This is a genomic window from Novosphingobium sp. PC22D (assembly GCF_002556635.1).
In the GTDB taxonomy this organism is placed as follows: domain Bacteria; phylum Pseudomonadota; class Alphaproteobacteria; order Sphingomonadales; family Sphingomonadaceae; genus Novosphingobium.
This window is the reverse complement of sequence record NZ_MWMO01000010.1, coordinates 60,507-80,318: the sequence shown is the minus strand read 5'-3', so window position 1 is coordinate 80,318 and position 19,812 is coordinate 60,507. Positions and strand designations below refer to the sequence as shown.

The following is a 19,812-nucleotide window of genomic DNA, read 5'->3' as shown; positions in this document are numbered from 1 at the left end:
AGGCGAGGAACCGCAGCGTCATTCGTCGCCGTAGATGCCGACCATCGCCTCTGCTCCGGCAACGAGGCGGCCGCGATACATGCCGGGCGTGTTGAACGAGAAGGCCGCGCCGCCATCCTTGTCGATCACGATCACGCCGCCGTCGCCGCCGAGCGCCCTGGTCTCGGCCTGCACCGCGTCGGCGGCGGCCTGCGCGTCCTCGCCGAGGAAGCGCACGCGCGCGCAGATCTCGTGCGCGACGCCCTCGCGGATGTAGAACTCGCCCGATCCGGTGGCCGAGACGGCGCAGGCGCGGTCGTCGGCGTAGGTGCCCGCGCCGATCAGCGGCGAATCGCCGACGCGCCCGTGGCTCTTGCCGGTGAGCCCGCCAGTCGAGGTCGCGGCGGCGAGGTGGCCCTCGCGGTCCATCGCCACCGCGCCGACGGTGCCGTACTTGACCTCCTTGTCGAAGACGCCCGCCTGCTCGCCCGCCGCCTCGCGCGCGCGCATCTTTTCGAGCTGCCGCCAGCGCTCCTCGGTCCGGAAGTAAGAGGGATCGACCTGCTCGACGCCCGCCTCGGCGGAGAACTGATCCGCGCCCTCACCCATCAGCAGGACGTGCGGGCTCTTTTCGAGCACGGCGCGCGCAAGCGTGACCGGATGGCGCGTGCGGGTGACGCCCGCGACCGCGCCCGCCTGCCGCGTGGCGCCGTCCATGATCGAGGCATCAAGCTCGTTGCGCCCGTCGGCGGTGAAGACCGCGCCCTTGCCCGCGTTGAAATGGGGATCGTCCTCGAGCACCCGCACGGCCGCCTCGACCGCGTCGAGCGCGGAGCCGCCATCATCCAGCACCGCGCCGCCCGCCTCGAGCGCCTCGCGCAGCGCGGCCCGCGTCTCGGCGTCGCGCTCGGGCGTCATGCTCTCGCGTTCGAGCACGCCCGCGCCGCCGTGGACCTGGATCAGCCACTGCGGCCTCGCTTCGGCCTTCCCGGTCATCGCGGCGAGGATCGCTCCCGCCAGAAATGCGTTTCGCACCGAAGCTCGCATCGCACACCGCGCTCCATGACCATCGACAAGCGCGTGGAGCATAGGCCGCTCGGGGCGAGCGGCAAGGCGCGAGAGCCTGCTTCCCACCAAAAAGGCAGGGCGGCGAAGCGCGAACGCTCCGCCGCCCATCTCGCGTCGCGACCGGATCAGGCCGCGAGATCGTAGCGGTCGGCGTTCATCACCTTGACCCAGGCTGCCACGAAGTCGCGCACGAACATCTCACCGGCATCGGCCGAGGCATAGACCTCGCTGAGCGCACGAAGCTGCGAGTTCGAGCCGAACACGAGATCTGTGCGCGTCGCCAGCCACTTCTGCTCACCGGTCTTGCGGCAGGTGCCGACGAACTCCTCGTCGCTTTCCTCGCTCACCTGCTTCCACGCCGTGCCCATGTTGAGCAGGTTGACGAAGAAGTCGTTGGTGAGCTTGCCGGGCCGGTCGGTGAAGACGCCCTCCTTGGCGCCACCGTGGTTGACGCCGAGGACGCGCAAGCCGCCGACCAGCACCGTCATCTCGGGTGCCGAGAGCCCGAGCAACTGCGCGCGGTCGACCAGCAGTTCCTCGGTCGGCACGCTCATGCGCGTGGGCAGGTAGTTGCGGAAGCCGTCCGCCTTGGGTTCGAGCACCGCGAAGCTTTCGGCATCGGTGTGCTCGTCGCCGGCATCGACGCGGCCCGGCGTGAACGGCACGGTCACGTTGTGGCCGGCGGCCTGCGCCGCCTGCTCGATGCCGACGCAGCCGCCCAGCACGATGAGGTCCGCGATCGAAACGTGGCCCGCGCCCCTGGCGATGCCCGCGTAGACCGCGAGGACCTTGGCGAGCTTTTCAGGCTCGTTGACGTCCCAGTCCTTCTGCGGGGCGAGGCGGATACGCGCCCCGTTGGCGCCGCCGCGATGGTCCGAGCCGCGCCAGGTCGAGGCCGAGGCCCAGGCGGTGCGCACCATGTCGGCGACCGAGAGCCCGGAGCTGGCGATCTTGCCCTTGAGCGCCGCGACGGCGGCATCGGACAGCGGCGGGTGGACCGGCGCGGGCAGCGGGTCCTGCCAGATCAGGTCCTCGGCGGGCACCTCGGGACCGAGATAACGCGCCTTGGGCCCCATGTCGCGGTGGCAAAGCTTGAACCAGGCGCGCGCGAAGGCATCGGCGAACTGGTCCGGGTTGGCGCGGAACCGCTCGGAGATCTTGCGATAGTCCGGGTCCATCTTCATCGCCATGTCGGCGGTCGTCATCATCGTCGGCACGCGCTTGCCCGCGGTGTGCGCCGCCGGCGCGAGCGTATCGTCGGGATCGCCGACCGGGTGCCACTGGGTCGCGCCCGCCGGGCTCTTGGTCAGCTCGTACTCGTGGTCGAGCAGCATGCCGAAATAGCCCATGTCCCACTTGGTCGGATCGGGTGTCCAGGCGCCTTCGAGACCCGAGGTGATGGTGTGATCGCCCATCCCGCTTTCGTGGCCCGACATCCAGCCCAGGCCCTGCTGGGCGATGTCCGCGCCTTCGGGCTCGGCGCCGACCAGCGCGGCATCGCCCGCGCCGTGACACTTGCCGAAGGTGTGGCCGCCGGCGGTGAGCGCGACGGTCTCCTCGTCGTTCATGCCCATGCGCGCGAAGGTCTCACGGATGTCGCGCGCTGAGCCGAGCGGATCGGGATCGCCTCCGGGGCCTTCGGGATTGACGTAGATCAGGCCCATCTGGATCGCGGCGAGCGGGTTTTCGAGCGCCATCTCCTGCTCGGGCTGGATGCGCGTTTCCGCGCCCGCGCCGACCCACATTTCCTCGGTGCCCCAATAGACGTCCTTCTCGGGCTCGAATACGTCGGCGCGGCCGCCGCCGAAGCCGAACACCGGCCCGCCCATCGATTCGATCGCGACGTTGCCCGCCAGGATCATCAGGTCGGCCCACGAGATCTTCGCGCCGTACTTTTGCTTGATTGGCCAGAGCAGGCGGCGCGCCTTGTCGAGATTGGCGTTGTCCGGCCAGGAGTTGAGCGGGGCGAAGCGCTGCTGGCCGCTGTTGGCGCCGCCGCGCCCGTCGCCGGTGCGATAGGTTCCCGCCGAGTGCCAGGCCATGCGGATGAAGAACGGACCGTAGTGGCCGTAGTCCGCCGGCCACCAGGGCTGGCTGTCGGTCATCAGCGCGGTGAGGTCGGCCTTGAGCGCGTCGTAGTCGATCGACTTGAACGCTTCGGCATAGTCGAACCCGGTGCCGTAGGGATTGGGGTTCTTGCCCCCTTGCTGGAGAATCTCGAGGCTGAGCTGGTTGGGCCACCAGTCGCGGTTGGTGCGGCCGAGCAGAGAGCGGACCGCGCCGCCCTCGTGGAAAGGACAGCCGCCGCCCAGCGGATCAGAAGTCTTGGCATCCATCATGTGTCTCCCGTTGATTGCGAGGATGATGGACCAATTCTATGGCATGGCAAATAATCGCCAAAGCCGACTAAGCCGCTCAGAGTAATTGGCTGGACCGATTGAAGGCGCGTCCCCTCCGTCGGCTCCGGCGGCGGCTCAGCCGGCGAGCAGCGTGGCGGGCGCCTCGATCAGCGCCTTGAGGTCCTGCGCGAAGCTGGCCGCGTCCCAGCCGTCGACGACGCGATGGTCGCAGCTCATCGAGATGTTCATGGTCTTGCGCTTCTCGATACGCTCGGCGCCGCTCGCATCCCTGACGAACATCGGGCGCTCGACGATCCGGTTGGGGCCGATGATCGCCACTTCGGGGCGGTTGATCACCGGCGTCGTCGCCACGCCGCCCATCGGCCCGAGCGAGGTGACGGTGATCGTCGAACCGGACAGCTCGGACGATTTCGCGGTGCCCTCGCGCGCCGCCTGCGCGAGCCGCGCGATCTCGGCGGCGAGCTGCCACAAGTTGCGGTCCTGCGCGTCGCGGATCACCGGGACCATCAGCCCCGACGCGGTCTGCGCCGCCATGCCGAGGTGCACCGCGCCGTAGCGCGTCACCACGCCCGCCTCGTCGTCGTAGTGCGCGTTGAGCATCGGGTACTTGGGAATCAGCCGGCAGATCGCGGTGATCAGCAGCGGCAGCATGGTGAGCTTGGGCCGCTCGCCGCGATGGGCGTTCAATTGCGCGCGCGCCTCTTCGAGCGCGGTGACGTCGTATTCCTCGACGTAGGCGAAATGCGGGATGTTCCGCTTGGAAGCCGCCATGTTCTCGGCGATGCGGCGCCTCAGGCCGATCACGCGGACCTGCTCGTCGGTGCCCTTGAGCCCGGCGGGCTGAAAGCCGCCGCCGGCATTGTAGGCGAGAAAGGCATCGAGATCGCCATGGCGCACGCGGCCGTCCTCGGCGGGACGGACCTCGCCGAGATCGATACCGAGATCGCGCGCGCGCTTGCGCACCGCGGGGCTCGCCATGACCTTGGCCGCGCCCGCCGCCGCGCGCGGCTGGGGCGCGGCGCTGCCGGTGGCTTGAGGGGCGGGAGAAGGTTTCTGCGCGGGGGTTTCGACAGGCTCCGCCCGAGCGGGGGTGGGTTCGGATGCGGGAGCGGATGCGGCCTGCCCGCCCCCGTCCGCTTGCCCTGAGCTTGTCGAGGGGCCGGACGCATCGGCCGCCACCGCGCGGTCAACGTCCTCGGCCTCGGGCGTTTCGGCCTCGATCCGTTCCTCGACCGTCTCATCGGTGGGCGCGGGCGCGGCGTCGTCGTCCTCGATTTCGCCCTCGACCTCGATCACAACGAGCGGCGAGCCGATCGCGACCACATCGCCCTCGCCGCCCGCGACCTCAAGCACCTTGCCCGAGACCGGGCTTTCCATCTCGACCGTCGCCTTGTCGGTCATCATGTCGGCAAGCCGGCCATCTTCCTCGACCATGTCGCCGACCTTGACGTGCCAGGCGACGATCTCGGCCTCGGCGATGCCTTCGCCGATATCGGGAAGGCGGAACGTATAACGTGCCATCGGACTACTCTTTCATCAGCCGGTCGACCGCCTCGCCGATGCGGACGGGTCCGGGAAAATAGGCCCACTCGAGGCTGTGCGGATAAGGCGTGTCGAAGCCGGTGACGCGCTCGACCGGGGCCTCGAGGTGATAGAAGCAGCGCTCCTGCACCAGCGCGACGAGTTCGGCGCCGAAGCCCGAGGTGCGCGTCGCCTCGTGTATCACCAGGCATTTGCCGGTCTTCTCCACCGACTTTTCGACAGCCTCGATGTCGAGCGGGACCAGCGTGCGCAAGTCGATGATCTCGGCATCGACGCCCTTGGCCGCGAGCACCGCCTCGGCGACATGGACCATCGTGCCGTAGACCAGCACCGTCATCGCCGAGCCCTCGCGCACGGTGCGCGCCTTGCCAAGAGGGATGCGGTAGTAGCCCTCGGGCACCTTGCCGCCGGGATGGCTCTTCCAGGTTTTCGAGGGGCTGTCGTAATCGCCGTCGAACGGGCCGTTGTAGATGCGCTTGGGCTCGAAGAAGATCACCGGATCATCATCCTCGATCGCCGCGATCAGCAGGCCCTTGGCGTCGTGCGGGGTCGAGGGGATCACCGTCTTGAGCCCGGCGACATGGGTGAACAGCGCTTCGGGGCTCTGGCTGTGCGTCTGGCCGCCGAAGATGCCGCCGCCGAAGGGCGAGCGCACGGTGACCGGCGCGGTGAACTCGCCCGCCGAGCGGTAGCGCATCCGCGCCGCCTCGGAAATGAGCTGGTCGAGCCCGGGATAGATGTAGTCGGCGAACTGGATCTCGGGTACCGGGCGCAGGCCGTAGGCGGCCATGCCGACCGCCGCGCCGATGATGCCGCACTCGTTGATCGGCGTGTCGAACACGCGGTTCTTGCCGTACTTCCTCTGCAGGTTGGCGGTCGCGCGGAACACGCCGCCGAAATAGCCCACGTCCTCGCCGAGGACGACGACGTCGGGATCGCGCGACATCATCAGGTCGAGCGCGTCGTTGATCGCCTCGATCATGTTGAGCGGTCGCGCGCTCGCGGTGGCGAGCGAAAGGGCGGCTTCCTCGCTGCTCATCGGCCGTTCCCCCTGCAGTCATGCGACGCGCTCACTTCGAGAACTCCTTCCAACTCGGCCACTTGATGCGGCGCTCGTGAATCGCCTGCTCGGCCTGCTCCTCGAGATGCCAGGGCAGTTCCTCGAAGACGTCCTCGAACATGGTGTGGAAGGGATGGTGCAGGCCATGGCCGAGAATGCCGTTCTTCTCGGCCTCCTTGGTCGCCTTCTTCACTTCCTCGGCCAGTTCGAGGTCCATCGCCGCGTGGCGCTCGTCGTCCCACTCGCCGAGCGCGACGAGATGCTGCTTGAGCCGCATGATCGGATCGCCCAGCGGCCATTCCTCGCGCTCCTGCGCCGAGCGGTAGGCGCTGGGATCATCCGAGGTCGAATGGCCCTCGGCGCGGTAGGTGAAATGCTCGATGAGCGTGGGTCCGGCATTGGCGCGGGCGCGGTTCGCCGCCCACTGCATCGCCGCGTAGACCGCCAGCGCATCGTTGCCGTCGACACGCAGGCCGGCGATGCCGTAGCCGATCGCCCGCGCCGCGAACGTCGCCCGCTCACCCCCGGCGAAGCCCGAGAAGCTGGAGATCGCCCACTGGTTGTTGACCACGTTGAGCACGACCGGCGCGTTGTAGACCGCCGCGAAAGTCATCGCCGCGTGAAAGTCGCCTTCCGCGCTCGACCCCTCGCCGATGAAGCTCGTCGCGATCCGGGTATCGCCCTTGATCGCGCTCGCCATCGCCCAGCCCACCGCCTGCGGATACTGCGTCGCGAGATTGCCCGAGATCGAGAAGAAGCCGTAGTCGCGCGCCGAATACATGATCGGCAACTGCCGGCCCTTGAGCCGGTCGGCGCGGTTCGAATAGATCTGGTTGACCATCTCGACCAGCGGAAAGCCGCGCGTAATCAGGATGCCCTGCTGGCGATAGCTGGGAAAGACCATGTCGTCGTCGGCGAGCGCGAAGGCGCTGGCGACCGAGGTCGCCTCCTCGCCGGTGCATTTCATGTAGAAGCTAGTCTTGCCCTGGCGCTGGCCGCGATACATCCGGTCGTCGAAGGCACGGGTGAGCGCCATCGCCCGCAGCATGCGCCGCAGCGTCTCGGGATCGAGCGCGGGGTCCCAGGGTCCGACCGCGCGGCCCTCGGCGTCGAGCACGCGGATCATGTCGTCGCACAGCGGGCGCGTCTCGGACGCGGCGCAAGCCTCGTCGGGGCGCGGCTGCCGGCCCGCCTCGGGGATCACGAGTCCGGAATAGTCGACCGTGTCGCCGGGCCGGAACTGCGGCTCGGGCACGTAGAGTTCGAGCGGCGGGAGATTGCCCCGCGGCTTGCCTGCGCCAGGCTTGTTTACCGCCATCGTAGCGCTCTCCCGGTTACGCTTCGCCAACCGACTCCCGTTGAGAAGCAAAATTCCAATACATCGTTATATTATTGCGCATCTCGGTGTTGTCAATCAGCCCGCGCGCGCGCCGCTCAGACCGCCACCGGAGCCGGAATATGGGCCTGCGGAGCATAGCCCGAGACATCGAAGTCGGTGATCGCATAGTCGAACATGCTCGCGGGCCTTCTCAGGATAGAAAGCCGCGCCTCGCCCTCAGGTTCCCGCGCGAGCTGCGCTTCGACCAGCGGCGCGTGATTGCTGTAGAGATGGACGTCGCCGCCCATCCAGACGACTTCGCCGGGCTCCAGATCGCATTGCTGCGCCAGCATGCGCGTGAGCAGCGCGAGCGACCACATGTTGAACGCGAAACCGAGGCCGAGATCGCAGCTCCGCTGGTAGAGCAGGCCGGAAAGGCGCCCGTCGGCGACGTGGAACTGGTAGGTCTTGTGACAGGGCGGCAGCGCCATCGCATCGAGCTCGGCGACGTTCCAGCCCTCGATGATATGGCGGCGGCTGCCCGGATTGGTGCGCAGGCTCCCGACCACTTGCGAGACCTGGTCGATGCCCTTCTCGCGCCGGCGGTAGAGCCCCTCGCCCGCCGCTTCGTAAACCGGCCAGTCGACCCACTGCTTGCCGTAGACCGGACCGAGATCGCCCCAGCGCTCGGCGAAGCCCGCATCCTCGACGATACGGCGCGAGAACTCGGCGCGCGCGATGTCGTCGCCCGTCTCGCGGCGATAGCGGTCGAGCGGCCAGTCGGTCCAGATTTCCACGCCTTGCGCGCAAAGCGGGCGGATGTTGGTCTCGCCGGTCAGGAACCACAGCAGTTCGCGCGTCGCCGTCTTCCAGTAGACCCGCTTGGTGGTGAGCAGCGGCATCGCCCCGCCCGACAAGTCGAAACGGATCGTCGCGCCGAAGACCGCGCGGGTGCCGATGCCGGTCCGGTCGATGCGTTCGTCGCCCTCTTCCCAGATGCGGCGCATGAGTTCGAGATATTGCCATTCCCAGTGCGCGCGCACGGAGCGGCGGTCGATCGTCGAAGCATTCTGCATGGACGGAAAGCTAGCCGCGAGCGGATCGGCTGCCAAGGCTCCCGGCCGTCGCCACCTCCTTAAGCGCATGCCCCTAGCGAGCGGCATAACCTTCCTTAGAGCCGCGCGTGCGATGGGCCGAACATGCTCGACCCCGTAACGACGACAAGGCCAAAGGTGGGACACGCGATTCTCTGGGCTCAGGCCGCGCTCGCCGCGATTGCGCTTTGCCTGTCGCTGTTTCTGCCGAGGGCGGACCAGGCCGGAGTGCTGGTTCCGCTCTGGAGCCGCGCCGAAGCCTCGGTCGGTGCCTGGGCGGTCGGCCATGGCGCCCAGATCCTCCAGCGCGGCCAGGCCGGCGGCAGCGTCGTCATCCAAATCCCGTCGATCGCCATCGCCTGGCAGGCGCTGCGCGACGGCATGATCGTGCTTCCCGCCGCCGCCGTGGGATGCGCCCAACTCGCCAAAAACCAAGGTTCGTAGACGATGGAACAACTCGAAAAGCTGCGCGCGCACGGCATGAAGATCCTGACCGGGATCTGCCTCGCCTACGCCTTCCTGATGGTGATCAGCGCGCTCAGGGGGCAAGCGGGCTGGTTCTCCCTCTTCGTCTCGGCCATGCTATGCGTCGGTCCGGTACTGCTCGTCTGGCAAAAGCGCAGCGATGTTCCCGCCCGCATCGTCATGGGCATCACCATTCCCGTGTTCCCCGCGCTCGGCCTGATGGAATACAGCGGCCACACGTGGATGGTCGACATCCACATGGTCTTCTTCACTCTCATCGCGCTGCTGGCGATGCTGGCCGACTGGCGCCCGATCGTGGCCGCCACGATCGTCGTCGCGGTCCATCACCTGACGCTGAACTTCGTCTATCCCGCCTATGTCTTTCCGGACGGCTCGGACTTCGGGCGCGTGCTGTTCCACGCGGTCGTGGTCGTCTTCGAGTGCGCGGGCCTGAGCTACCTTGCGATCCGGCTCGAGGCGCTGTTCCTGCAGCAGGACCGCGACCGCGAGGAAAGCGATCGGCTGCGCAACGAGGCGGCGGCTGAACGCGAGCGTCTTGCCGCCGATGCCGAGTCCGAGCGCGAACGGATCGAAGCCGAGCGGGCAGCCGAGCGCGAAGCGCGCGAGGCCGAGCAGCACAGCGTCATCCACGCGCTCGCTGACGGCCTCGAAGAACTCTCCGCCGGCAACCTCGCCTACCAGATCGCAATCCCCTTCCCGGAAAGTTACGAGACCCTGCGCAAGCACTTCAACGGGTCGGCGCGCGCGCTCAGCGGCGCCATCGACGGCGTGACTCGCGCCGCGCGCGAGATCAGCCTGAGCACGGCGGAGATCCGCACCGCATCAGACGACCTCGCCTCGCGCACCGAGCGCCAGGCCGCCTCGCTCGAGCAGACCGCCGCTTCGCTCAATCAGGTGACCGAAGTCGTCGGCGAGACGGCGCAGAACGCGATCGCGCTCAACGATTCGATCGGCAAGGCACAGAAGGGCGCGGTCGAGGGCGGCGAAGTCGTCCAGCGCGCGATCGCGGCCATGGAACTGATCCAGCGTTCCGCCAGCGAGATCAGCAAGATCGTCGCGATCATCAACGGCATCGCCATCCAGACCAATCTGCTCGCGCTCAATGCGGGCGTCGAGGCCGCGCGGGCGGGCGACTCGGGCAAGGGATTCGCCGTCGTCGCGACCGAAGTGCGCGCGCTGGCACAGCGCTCGGCAGAAGCCGCCAAGGATATCAAGGCCCTCATCGAAACCTCGGTGGACCAAGTCAATGAAGGCGTCGAACTCGTCGGGGAAACCGGCAAGATGCTCCACGCGATCGTCGATCAGGTAACCGTTGTCGGCGAATCGGTCGAGCAAATCGCCGACATCTCGAAGCGGCAGTCGGAAGACCTGCGGCAGGTCAATTCGACCATCGCGGAAGTCGAGACCTCAACCCAGCAGAACGCCGCCATGGTCGAACAGAGCACGGCCGCGCTGCGCAGTCTCTCGCAGGAAGCGCAAAGCATGGTCGAAGCGATCAGCCGCTTCCAGCGCGAGTCGGGCCCCGACCTCGATCTCGCCGCCCTTTCCGGCCGGCGCGCCGCCTGAATCCGGCGCGCCGGACCCCGCCGTGCGGGGCTCGGCGAAGAAAAGCCACACGGGCGGCGATTGGCCGCTTGCCACCCGCCCCGGGGCTCTCTATAGGCGCGCCTCTGCCTCGCGCCAGTCCCTTGGGACGGCGAGTCCGGTCGGGGAGTAGCTCAGCCTGGTAGAGCACTGTCTTCGGGAGGCAGGGGCCGGAGGTTCGAATCCTCTCTCCCCGACCACTTCACTTTTTCCTGCCTCGCCCGCGGCCGCGCCGCCGTGCATTGCTCCCGGGCCCGCTCCGTCCTAGGCAGGGGGCATGCGGCTCAAGGATTGCCATAATATCGCCGATTTCCGGCGGCTTGCGAACAAGCGGCTGCCCTGGCCGGTGTTCGACTACATCGACGGCGCCGCCGACGACGAGATCACCAAGGACCGCAATACCACCGCCTTCGAGGAGGCCGATCTCGTGCCCGAGGTGCTCGCGGGCGTCGAGACGATCGACACCTCCGTCACGATCCTGGGCCGCAAGTCGGCGCTGCCGCTGATTCTCTCGCCCACCGCGCTGCAGCGCGTGTTCCACTGGCAGGGCGAGCGCGCGGTGGCGAAAGCGGCGGAGAAATTCGGCCTGTGGTGCGGCATCTCGAGCCTCGCCACCGTCTCGATCGAGGAGATCGGCGCGCTGATATCGAGCCCGAAGATGTTCCAGCTTTACCTCCACAAGGACAAGGGCCTCAACGCGGCGATGATCCGCCGCTGCCGCGACGCGAAGTTCGATGCCATCGCGCTCACCGTCGACACGATCGTTTCGGGCAAGCGCGAGCGCTGCGCGCGCAGCGGTTTCACCTCGCCGCCGCGCTTCACGCCTTCGTCAGCGCTATCCTACGCGATCAAGCCGCGCTGGGCGCTCGACTACCTCCTGCGCGAGAAGTTCGCGCTCCCCAACCTCGACACGCACGTCTCCGCCGGGACAGGCGAGGCGGTCTCGATCGCGGGCTATTTCAACACCATGCTCGACCGCTCGATGACCTGGCGGACCGCCGAGCAGATCCGCAACGAATGGGGCGGCACGTTCGTGCTCAAGGGCGTGATGAGCGCGGCGGATGCACGCCGCGCGATCGAGATCGGCGCGGACGCGATCATGGTCTCGAACCACGGCGGTCGCCAGCTCGACGGCAGCCGGGCGCCCTTCGACCAGCTCCGCGAAATCGTCGACGCGGCCGACGGACGGATCGAGGTGATCTGCGACGGTGGCGTGCGGCGCGGCACCCATGTGCTCAAGGCGCTGTGCGCAGGGGCCGACTGCGCGAGCGGCGGCCGGCTCTACCTCTATGCCCTCGCCGCTGCGGGCCAGGCGGGCGTCGAGCGGGCGATCGGCATTCTCAAGGACGAGATCGAGCGCGGCATGCAGCTCATGGGCGTCACCAGCGTCGCACAATTGAACCGCGAGCGCCTGCGCTGGCGCTGACGGGGCTCGGGCAAGGCGGCCCCCGCCGGGGCGGGAGCCGCCTGCGTCCGCCTCAGCCGTCCGCCTCCTCGCGCCGCCCGACCCGGTTCCACTCGACGTTGCGGGTCACGTACATGATCCCCGCCAGCGCCAGGAACAGCAGCACCGCGCCGATCAGCAGGCTCAGCGCCTCGAGGTTGAGCAGCACGAACAGCGTCGCGTAGAGGCCCGCGAGCAAGGCGCCGACGAAACCCGCACGCCGCCATCCGCCGAGCACCGCCGCGCTGTACGCCGTCAGCAGCCCGACGATCGCGGCGCTCGCGACGAGATAGGCGCCGGTGAAGCCGATCACCTCGGCAAAGGCGAGCAGCAGCACGAAGAACAGCACCAGTCCGGCGCCGGTCAGCAGATACTCGGCCGGCGCGACGCGCGCGCCGCCGATCACGTCGAACAGCAGGAAAGTCACGAACGTGAAGCCGATGAACAGGAAGCCGTATTTCACCGAGCGATCGACCTTCGAATAGAGGTCGACCGGCTCGACCAGTCCGACGCTGACCGCGAGCGCGCTGCCCGAAGCCGCGCCGTCGGGCGCGATCACGGGGCGGTATGACGCGGCCGTTCCCGCGTTGACTACGGGGGGACCGAGATCGCGCGTGGCGACCGGCGGCTGTCCCAGCGCGAGCTTGTCGACGACGTAGCTGGCGCTGAAACCCCCGTCGGAGATCTCGCGCGCGTCGGGCAGAAAGGCGCCGGAAAAGCTCGGGCTCGGCCACGAGGAGGCGACCTTCCACTCGGTGCGGCCGCCGCGCGGCACGAGGCTGAGCGAGCGGCTGCCGCGCAGGCCGAACTCGTAGCCCACCTCGAGCGTGCCTTCGCCGTCCCACGGCACGAAGGCGAAGAAGCCCTGCCCCCCGGTCGCGGCGGGTCCATTGCCGGGCTCGACCGCGAGTGGCCTGCCGCCGGCGGTGATCGCGCCGCCGTGCATCAGGCCGCGCGCGTCCGATGCACCGATGCGAAGCTCGGCGCGGTCCCAGATGAGTTGCTCGGGCCGCACGCCGAAGCGCGGCAGGTCGGCTGGAAGGCCGAAGCGCGCCTTGCCCTTGAGCCGGGCCTCGAACAGCACCGAGCGATAGATCGACTTGCGCCGCTCCTGCGGCACGATCCGGGCCTCGGCGCGGTTTGAGAGGGGCGAGACGTAGAGTTCGCGTTCGACGTCGACAGCCTTCGACACCTGCCTGCCCTCGACGGTCTCGGTCTGGATCTCGGTGGTGCGATAGGGAACGACGAGCACCGGTCCCGCCACCACCTGCTCGCCGCCCCAACCCGCGTTGATCGCGGCTTGCGCGGTGTTCGACTGGTCCTGCCGGTCATAGACGAGCGCGTAGACCAGCATCAGCGGGATCATCAGCGCCAGCCCGACGAGGCCGGCGAACAGCAGTTTTATTCCCGGGGATCGCTCCCGGCGGGGCACGTCGTCAGTCATGGTTCCCTCCTACTCGAAGTATGCACGGCGCACGGTTCGTCGCTCTCAAAGAACGGTTCGCCGACATTCCAGACCCGGCCTTGCGCTGGGCTGAACGATCTTCCAAGAAGCCGAGTTCGACCCTCAAAGACGCCGGGCACCTCGCGCCGCGACCGGGAACGGCCCGGACGACACGTGCGTTGGCGACACCATCATGATGCGAAACCTGACACCAGCCCTGCTCCCCCTCGCCTGCCTTGCGGCGCTCTCCTGCTCGGACCGGCCGGGTGCGCCGCCATCGCCGACCCGGACGCCGGAAGCGCGCGCGACCGCGTCGGAGGACGCCGAGAGCACGTTTGAACGCGCCGAATACTTGCTGCCGATCCGCAGTTCGGACGTCGCGGCCGCCGAGCTCGAAGGAGAGCTCGCCTGCGCCTTCGTCAACACCAAGGGCCACATGCTGCTGATCGCGCGGGCCGACGTACGATCCGACTCCCGCCCGATGGCACTGGCGCGCGAGAAGGACGGCGCGATCGTGCTCGCCGGGCTCGGGCGCGGTGGCTACAATGCGCTGGAGAAGCGGGTCTCGCTGGCGGGCGACGAAGCGACGATCTGGGTCGAGACCACCGGCGAGCCGCTGCCCGACCGCAGCGAGCGCGTGTCGCGCAATGCGACGCTCCGCTTCACCAAGGGCGAAGCGGAGCCCGAGCCCATTGCGGGCACCTGGGACTGCGGCCCCTAGGCTGCGCTGGACCGGCGCGCGCGGCCGTCAATCGGCGTGAGCGCGCGCCTCGGCCATCTGCGCGTCGATCTGCGCGATGATGTCGTTACGCATCTTGCTCGAGAGATTGGCCTGCGAGGCGACATTGGCCCGCGCGGTCGCGAGCGCGGCCCGGACCGTGGCGCTCGTATCGGGCTCGCCGACGCAGATGCGCACCGAAGACCTGGCGCTGCCGGGGCTCGCGGCGCTGGCGGCGGCGCTGCGGCCGCCAGCGGGGCACGAGGAATCGATCACCATTTCCTGCATGGAGCGCGCCTTGCCGTTCCGGTCCTTGCTGACGAGGCGGATCGTCTCGACCTTGCCGTCCGCCGAGACCCAGTGCTGCACGTCGGGCGCGCCAGCAGCGGCACGCTCGGCTTCGCGCTCGATCTGCGCGGCGCGGCGCTCGATGTCGCGGGCGCGGCGTTCGGCTTCGCGCTCGGCCTGCTCGGCGTCACGCTCCGCGATGCGCGCGGCACGCTCCGCCTCCATCGCCTGACGTTCGGCTTCGCGCTCGGCCTCGCGGCCCGCGCGCTCGGCATCGCGGCCAGCCCGCTCCGCATCGCGTTCAGCCCGTTCGGCGTCGCGTTCGGCCTGCTCGATCTGCGCCTCGCTGAGCGGGGTATTCATGGCAAAATGGTTGGCCTTGCCTTCGCGGTGGACCACCCGATGCGCGGGTGGGGCATGGTCGGCGCAGTCGTGATCGGGCGAGGCATCGGGGCAATCGTCGCTGGCCCATGGGGCCTCCGATGAAGCGCTCACCGGCGCCGGTCCGATATCGGGATCGACCGCGGTGAGCTGCGGCGCGTCACCCTCGGTCTCGACCGCAGCGTAAGTGACGGTGGCCGTCGCGGGCACGCCGATCACCGCGACCGCGAAGAGGCTGCGGCCGAGCAGCTTGCGCCGCTCGGACACGTCGTTGCGCACGAGCGCCTTGAGGCGGTGGATGATCGGCTTGTCGCCGCGCAAGGGGCCCGCCATCGGCGCGGCGAGCGCGAGGCGCGGACCGACCGCGAACTCGGCGATGAGGCGGCCGTAGCGTTCCCGCTCGGAGCGGTCGCGCCCGGCCATGACCCGCGCGTCGCAGGCCGCTTCCTGGTCGCTGCGCAGCGCGCGCCAGGCCATCCAGGCGAGCGGATTGAACCAGTGCAGCGCGAAAAGCGGCTGCACCGCGAAATTGGCGACGAGATCGTTGCCCGCGTGATGTTCAAGCTCGTGCGCGATGGCGAAATCCGACGCATCGGAATCGGCGGTCGCGAGAAAGCCGGCGGGAAGCGCGACGACGCGGTCGAACACCCCGAAGGCAAGCGGCGCGGCCACGGCCGGGCTCTCGACGATCGAGACCCTGCCCGCGTGGCCGACCCGGCGCGCGTCGCGCAGCAGTTCGGCGCGCATCGCGCGATAGGCGAAGACCCGGTGAAGCAGGAACAGGGCCGCCCCCCCGAGCCAGACCGCCAGCGCAATCTCGACCACCGGCCACTCCGCCCAGAACGGTGCGGAAACAGCCTCGGCCGGCGCCATCTCGGCCACCGGAGCGGCGAGCGGCGCGGGGTCGGCGGGCACCCGGTCGACGATCAGCGGCACGACTTCAAAGCTGGGCCGCGCGACGACGGTCTCCCTGGGCAGGACCAGCGGCGGCAGAAACAGGCGGATCATCGGCAGCGCCCAGAGCGCATAGGCCGCGGCGGGACCGAACCAGCGGCCCACCGGCTTGCGGACCAGCAGGACGAACACCATCAGGATGCCGGTCATCAGCAGGGTATCGATCAGCCAGGCGGTCATTGCTTCAACTCCTGCAGGAGCGCCTCGATTTCGGCGATGTCGTCGCTCGTCAGCGCCTCGGTCTGCGCGAGATGCGCGAAGAGCGGCGCGGCGCGGCCGCCGAACAGGCGGTCGACCAGGCGGCGGCTCTCGGTGCCGACATAGTCGGCGCGCGCGATCAGCGGGCTGTAGAGGAAGCGTTTGCCCTCTGGCTGGGTGGCGAGCGCCTGCTTGGCGACGAGCCGCGAGAGCAGCGTCTTGACCGTCGCGAGGCTCCAGCCTCGCTCGCCGCAGACCTTGTCGCACACGTCCGAGGCAGAAAGCGGGCTGTGCTTCCACAGCACGTCCATGACCGCGTATTCGGCTTCGCTGATGCGTTCGGGCTGGCCCTCGTGATCCGCCATCGCCCCCTCCTTCGTTTACACACGTAATCGACTACGTTTGTAAACATGAATGGCGGCTGAATGTCAACGCCTCTTCCGGGCCGGGTCCGGTCTATCCGCAGGCGGGGTCAGTCAGTCGGTGCCGGCTTTCTTGAGCGAAAGCGCCAGCATGATGAGGAACACGCCGCGCACCGCCATGCTGACCATCACGATCACCGCGAGAAACGCGATTCCCGTCGCCGGCGTGCCGAACAGCAGGATCAGGCCGAGCACCACGTCGAGCACGCCGAGAAACAGCCGCCAGCCGCGATCGTGCTTCGCCTGAAAGCCCCAGACGACGTGCAGGACGCCCGTCACCAGCAACCATATGCCGATCGCGAGCACCAGCGACAACGCGCCGGCGACCGGATTGAAGAAGGCGTAGAGTCCGGCGATCACCGCGATTACGCCCAACACGATCTCGAGCCAGCGCGCCCGGTGCGCGAGCGAGGTCGCGCCCGCCGCGATCGCGGCAATGCCGTAAAGGAACAGGACGACGCCGAGCACGATCCCCGTGGCGATACCGGCGACCAGCGGATTTGCCGCGACGATCACCGCGAAGACGAGCAGCAGGATGCCGTAGGCGAGAATCCAGCCCCAGGTCCTGCCGCCGAGCTGGCGCAGCGACTGCACCACAGGATCGTCCTCGACACGCGGATTCACCGCAGGATCCAGGTTCTCGCGTTCCACTTTCCGGCCTCCGTCTCTGTTTTCTCGCTCCAAGAGCGAAATGCTTGGCAACACACGAAGTTGCGAAGATATCGAAAGGTTTTTGCCGCATGATGAAACGCGATCCGCTTCAGGGAACGAAAAAGGGCGGCGCGCCGTTGCCGGCATGCCGCCCTTCGCCGTTTCATACCCCTTGCGGGGAAACGCGGATCAGTACACGCGCGCCTTGGGCTTGATGTACTCGACATCCTCGGTGAGGGTGAATTCGTGGACCGGGCGATAGTCGAGCCGCACCTCGCCGCCCTTGCCGCCCCAGCCGGTGAACCAGGCCGCTGTGTGCTTCATCCAGTTGGCGTCGTCGCGGTTGGGGAAATCCTCGTGCGCGTGGGCGCCGCGGCTTTCCTTGCGGTTGTGCGCGCCGTGGAGCGTCACCGTCGCCTGGCTGATGAGATTGTCGAGTTCCATCGTCTCGACGAGGTCCGAGTTCCAGATCAGGCCCTTGTCCGAAACGTGGATGTCTTCCATCCGCTTGTAGGTCGCGGCGATCTTTTCCTTGCCCTCGGCCATGAGTTCGTCGGTGCGGAACACGGCGGCATGCTGCGACATGGTGCGCTGCATCTCGACGCGGATCTCGGCCGTGGGCGAATCGCCCGAGGCGTTGCGGAAATGGTCGAGGCGCGACAGCGCGAGGTCGGCCGAATCCTTGGGCAGCTCGGGCTGCTTGGCGCCGGCGACGAGGTTGTCCTTGAGGTGCAGCCCGGTCGCACGGCCGAACACCACGAGGTCGATCAGCGAGTTCGAGCCGAGCCGGTTCGCGCCGTGGACCGAGACGCAGGCCGCCTCGCCCACTGCGTAGAGGCCCGGAACCACCGTCTCGGGATCGCCGTCGGCGCCGATGGTGACGACTTGCCCGTGATAGTTCGTCGGGATGCCGCCCATGTTGTAGTGCACGGTCGGCACGACGGGCAGCGGCTGGCGCGTGAGATCGACGCCCGCGAAGATCTTGCCGCTCTCGGTGATGCCCGGCAGCCGCTCTGCCAGCACCTTGGGATCGATGTGATCGAGGTGCAGGTAGATGTGGTCCTTGTTCGGACCGACGCCGCGGCCTTCGCGGATCTCCAGCGCCATCGAGCGCGACACCACGTCGCGGCTGGCGAGGTCCTTCGCGCTGGGCGCATAGCGCTCCATGAAGCGCTCGCCCTCGGAGTTGGTCAGGTAGCCGCCCTCACCGCGCGCGCCCTCGGTGATGAGCACGCCCGCGCCGTAGATGCCGGTCGGGTGGAACTGGACGAACTCCATGTCCTGCAACGGCAGGCCGGCGCGCAGCACCATACCGCCGCCGTCGCCGGTGCAGGTGTGCGCCGAGGTCGCGGTGAAGTAGCAGCGGCCGTAGCCGCCGGTCGCGAGCACCACAGACTGCGAGCGGAAGCGGTGGATCGAACCGTCATCGAGGCACAGCGCGATCACGCCGACGCACTTGCCGCCCTCCATGATGAGGTCGATGGCGAAATACTCGATATAGAAGTCGGCCGAGTACTTCAGGCTCTGCTGGTAGAGCGCGTGGAGCATCGCGTGGCCGGTGCGGTCCGCCGCCGCGCAGGTGCGCTGCACCGGCGGGCCCTCGCCCATGTTCTGCATGTGGCCGCCGAAGGGGCGCTGGTAGATCGTGCCGTTGGCGTTGCGGCTGAAGGGCACACCCGCATGCTCGAGCTCGTAGACCGCCTGGGGCGCCTCGCGCACCATGTATTCGATCGCGTCCTGGTCGCCCAGCCAGTCCGACCCCTTGACGGTGTCGTACATGTGCCAGGTCCAGTGGTCGGGCGTGTTGTTGCACAGCGAGGCGGCGATGCCGCCCTGCGCCGCGACGGTGTGCGAGCGGGTCGGGAAGACCTTGGTGATGCACGCCGTCTTCAGGCCGGCCTCGGCCGCGCCCATCGTCGCGCGAAGGCCTGAGCCGCCGGCGCCGACGACGACGGTGTCGTAGGTATGGTCGATAATGTCGTAAGCGGGCTGAGTGGCCATGTTAAGCAGCGCCTCCCAGCGCCAGGCGGATGACGCAGAAGAGGCCAAAGGCGGCCCCGGCAAAGGCGGCGAGATTGAGCAGCGTGAGCACCGCGAACTTGCTGCCGTTCTCGTGGACATAGTCTTCGAAGAGCACCTGCAGGCCGAGGCGCGCGTGCCAGATCGTGCTGATGATGAGCAGCGCCATCGCGGTGGCGGGCACCGGCGCGGAGACCCATTCGACGACCGTCGAATAGCTCAGGTTCGGCAGCAGCAGGATCGACACCGCGATCCAGAGGCCCAGCAGCAGGTTGCCGATCGCGGTGAAGCGCTGGAGCAGCCAGTGATGCGAGCCGCTCTTGGCCGAGCCCAGGCCGCGCACGCGGCCGATGGAAGTTCCGTTACCCATTGTTCAAGCCCCTCAGCGCAGCAGCAGGATGGCCCAGAAGAGGACCGTCAGGAGAACGCCCATGACCGGGCAGACGATCGACCAAACCTTGTTGGTGTCGAGCTCGTAGCCCGCGCCGATGTCGAGCACGAAGTGGCGCAGGCCGCTCATCATGTGAGTGAAGAACGACCAGGTGATGCCGACGAGGACGATGTAGCCGATCGGCGTGGTCGCCAGCCAGGCGAAGGTGTCGTAGGCCGCCTTGCCGCTCGCCATCGCGCCAAGCCACCACAGCAGGATGGCAATGCCGACAACGTTGCCGCTGCCGGTGACGCGGTGCATGATCGAGACGAACATGGCCGGACCCCAGCGCCAGATCTGCAAGTGCGGCGAGAGCGGTCGGTTGGTTGTGCCGGCTTGGGCCATGCTTCTTCTATCCCCTTGAGGCGGGCA

Annotated in this window: 17 protein-coding genes and 1 tRNA gene; 5 read left to right on the top strand and 13 right to left on the bottom strand. The window is 68.3% G+C overall.

Features of this window, described 5'->3' with window-relative positions; translation table 11 throughout:
- Positions 1-18: 18 nt before the first annotated feature.
- From B2G71_RS15140 to thyA, 6 genes are all read right to left on the bottom strand, one after another.
- Entirely contained in the window at positions 19-975 is a 957-nt protein-coding gene (locus B2G71_RS15140; protein WP_098107394.1) for an isoaspartyl peptidase/L-asparaginase, read from the bottom strand.
- A 197-nt stretch (positions 976-1,172) separates the two neighbouring features.
- Positions 1,173-3,383: a catalase/peroxidase HPI gene (katG, locus tag B2G71_RS15135; protein ID WP_098107392.1), complete on the bottom strand. Its 2,211-nt coding sequence runs from the start codon at positions 3,381-3,383 to the stop codon at positions 1,173-1,175.
- 138 nt (positions 3,384-3,521) lie between these two features.
- Positions 3,522-4,928 (bottom strand): dihydrolipoamide acetyltransferase family protein, encoded by a 1,407-nt coding sequence (locus B2G71_RS15130; protein ID WP_098107267.1) that lies wholly within the window; start codon positions 4,926-4,928, stop codon positions 3,522-3,524.
- A gap of 4 nt (positions 4,929-4,932) precedes the next feature.
- The gene (locus B2G71_RS15125) at positions 4,933-5,988 is read right to left on the bottom strand and encodes an alpha-ketoacid dehydrogenase subunit beta (protein ID WP_098107265.1); all 1,056 of its coding nucleotides are present in this window, start codon (positions 5,986-5,988) and stop codon (positions 4,933-4,935) included.
- Positions 5,989-6,019: 31 nt separating this feature from the next.
- Positions 6,020-7,327: a 3-methyl-2-oxobutanoate dehydrogenase (2-methylpropanoyl-transferring) subunit alpha gene (locus B2G71_RS15120; protein ID WP_098107263.1), complete on the bottom strand. Its 1,308-nt coding sequence runs from the start codon at positions 7,325-7,327 to the stop codon at positions 6,020-6,022.
- A 116-nt stretch (positions 7,328-7,443) separates the two neighbouring features.
- Positions 7,444-8,403: a thymidylate synthase gene (gene thyA, locus B2G71_RS15115; protein WP_098107262.1), complete on the bottom strand. Its 960-nt coding sequence runs from the start codon at positions 8,401-8,403 to the stop codon at positions 7,444-7,446.
- A gap of 123 nt (positions 8,404-8,526) precedes the next feature.
- Between thyA and B2G71_RS15110 the strand changes: the two genes are divergently transcribed.
- The 4 genes from B2G71_RS15110 to B2G71_RS15095 all read left to right on the top strand — a co-directional run bounded on the left by B2G71_RS15110 (position 8,527) and on the right by B2G71_RS15095 (position 11,917).
- Positions 8,527-8,865 carry a hypothetical protein gene (locus B2G71_RS15110; RefSeq protein ID WP_141521584.1) on the top strand — a complete coding sequence of 113 codons (339 nt, stop codon included), beginning with the start codon at positions 8,527-8,529 and terminating at the stop codon, positions 8,863-8,865.
- 3 nt (positions 8,866-8,868) lie between these two features.
- The gene (locus B2G71_RS15105) at positions 8,869-10,473 is read left to right on the top strand and encodes a methyl-accepting chemotaxis protein (protein ID WP_098107259.1); all 1,605 of its coding nucleotides are present in this window, start codon (positions 8,869-8,871) and stop codon (positions 10,471-10,473) included.
- Between the two features lie 141 nt (positions 10,474-10,614).
- Positions 10,615-10,691: transfer RNA gene (locus B2G71_RS15100), tRNA-Pro, on the top strand.
- 77 nt (positions 10,692-10,768) lie between these two features.
- Entirely contained in the window at positions 10,769-11,917 is a 1,149-nt protein-coding gene (locus B2G71_RS15095) for an alpha-hydroxy acid oxidase (protein ID WP_098107257.1), read from the top strand.
- 52 nt (positions 11,918-11,969) lie between these two features.
- Here B2G71_RS15095 and creD read toward each other — a convergent pair whose 3' ends face one another.
- Entirely contained in the window at positions 11,970-13,379 is a 1,410-nt protein-coding gene (gene creD, locus B2G71_RS15090; protein WP_098107255.1) for a cell envelope integrity protein CreD, read from the bottom strand.
- A gap of 193 nt (positions 13,380-13,572) precedes the next feature.
- On the opposite strand from creD, the gene B2G71_RS15085 reads away from it, so the two are divergent.
- A complete protein-coding gene (locus B2G71_RS15085; protein WP_098107253.1) occupies positions 13,573-14,100 on the top strand; it encodes a hypothetical protein in 528 nt (175 codons plus the stop codon).
- A 27-nt stretch (positions 14,101-14,127) separates the two neighbouring features.
- Here B2G71_RS15085 and B2G71_RS15080 read toward each other — a convergent pair whose 3' ends face one another.
- The 6 genes from B2G71_RS15080 to sdhC all read right to left on the bottom strand — a co-directional run bounded on the left by B2G71_RS15080 (position 14,128) and on the right by sdhC (position 19,785).
- Positions 14,128-15,900 (bottom strand): M56 family metallopeptidase, encoded by a 1,773-nt coding sequence (locus B2G71_RS15080; RefSeq protein ID WP_098107251.1) that lies wholly within the window; start codon positions 15,898-15,900, stop codon positions 14,128-14,130.
- The gene (locus tag B2G71_RS15075; RefSeq protein WP_098107250.1) at positions 15,897-16,283 is read right to left on the bottom strand and encodes a BlaI/MecI/CopY family transcriptional regulator; all 387 of its coding nucleotides are present in this window, start codon (positions 16,281-16,283) and stop codon (positions 15,897-15,899) included. The genes B2G71_RS15080 and B2G71_RS15075 overlap by 4 nt, the downstream gene beginning before the upstream one ends.
- A 111-nt stretch (positions 16,284-16,394) precedes the next feature.
- The gene (locus B2G71_RS15070; RefSeq protein ID WP_098107248.1) at positions 16,395-16,991 is read right to left on the bottom strand and encodes a DUF308 domain-containing protein; all 597 of its coding nucleotides are present in this window, start codon (positions 16,989-16,991) and stop codon (positions 16,395-16,397) included.
- 189 nt (positions 16,992-17,180) lie between these two features.
- Complete coding sequence (gene sdhA / locus B2G71_RS15065; protein WP_098107247.1) at positions 17,181-18,992, bottom strand: succinate dehydrogenase flavoprotein subunit; 1,812 nt, start codon at positions 18,990-18,992, stop codon at positions 17,181-17,183.
- Position 18,993: 1 nt separating this feature from the next.
- A complete protein-coding gene (gene sdhD / locus B2G71_RS15060) occupies positions 18,994-19,380 on the bottom strand; it encodes a succinate dehydrogenase, hydrophobic membrane anchor protein (RefSeq protein WP_098107245.1) in 387 nt (128 codons plus the stop codon).
- Between the two features lie 12 nt (positions 19,381-19,392).
- Positions 19,393-19,785, bottom strand: a complete 393-nt coding sequence (gene sdhC, locus B2G71_RS15055; RefSeq protein ID WP_098107243.1) for a succinate dehydrogenase, cytochrome b556 subunit — start codon at positions 19,783-19,785, stop codon at positions 19,393-19,395.
- Positions 19,786-19,812: the final 27 nt, after the last annotated feature.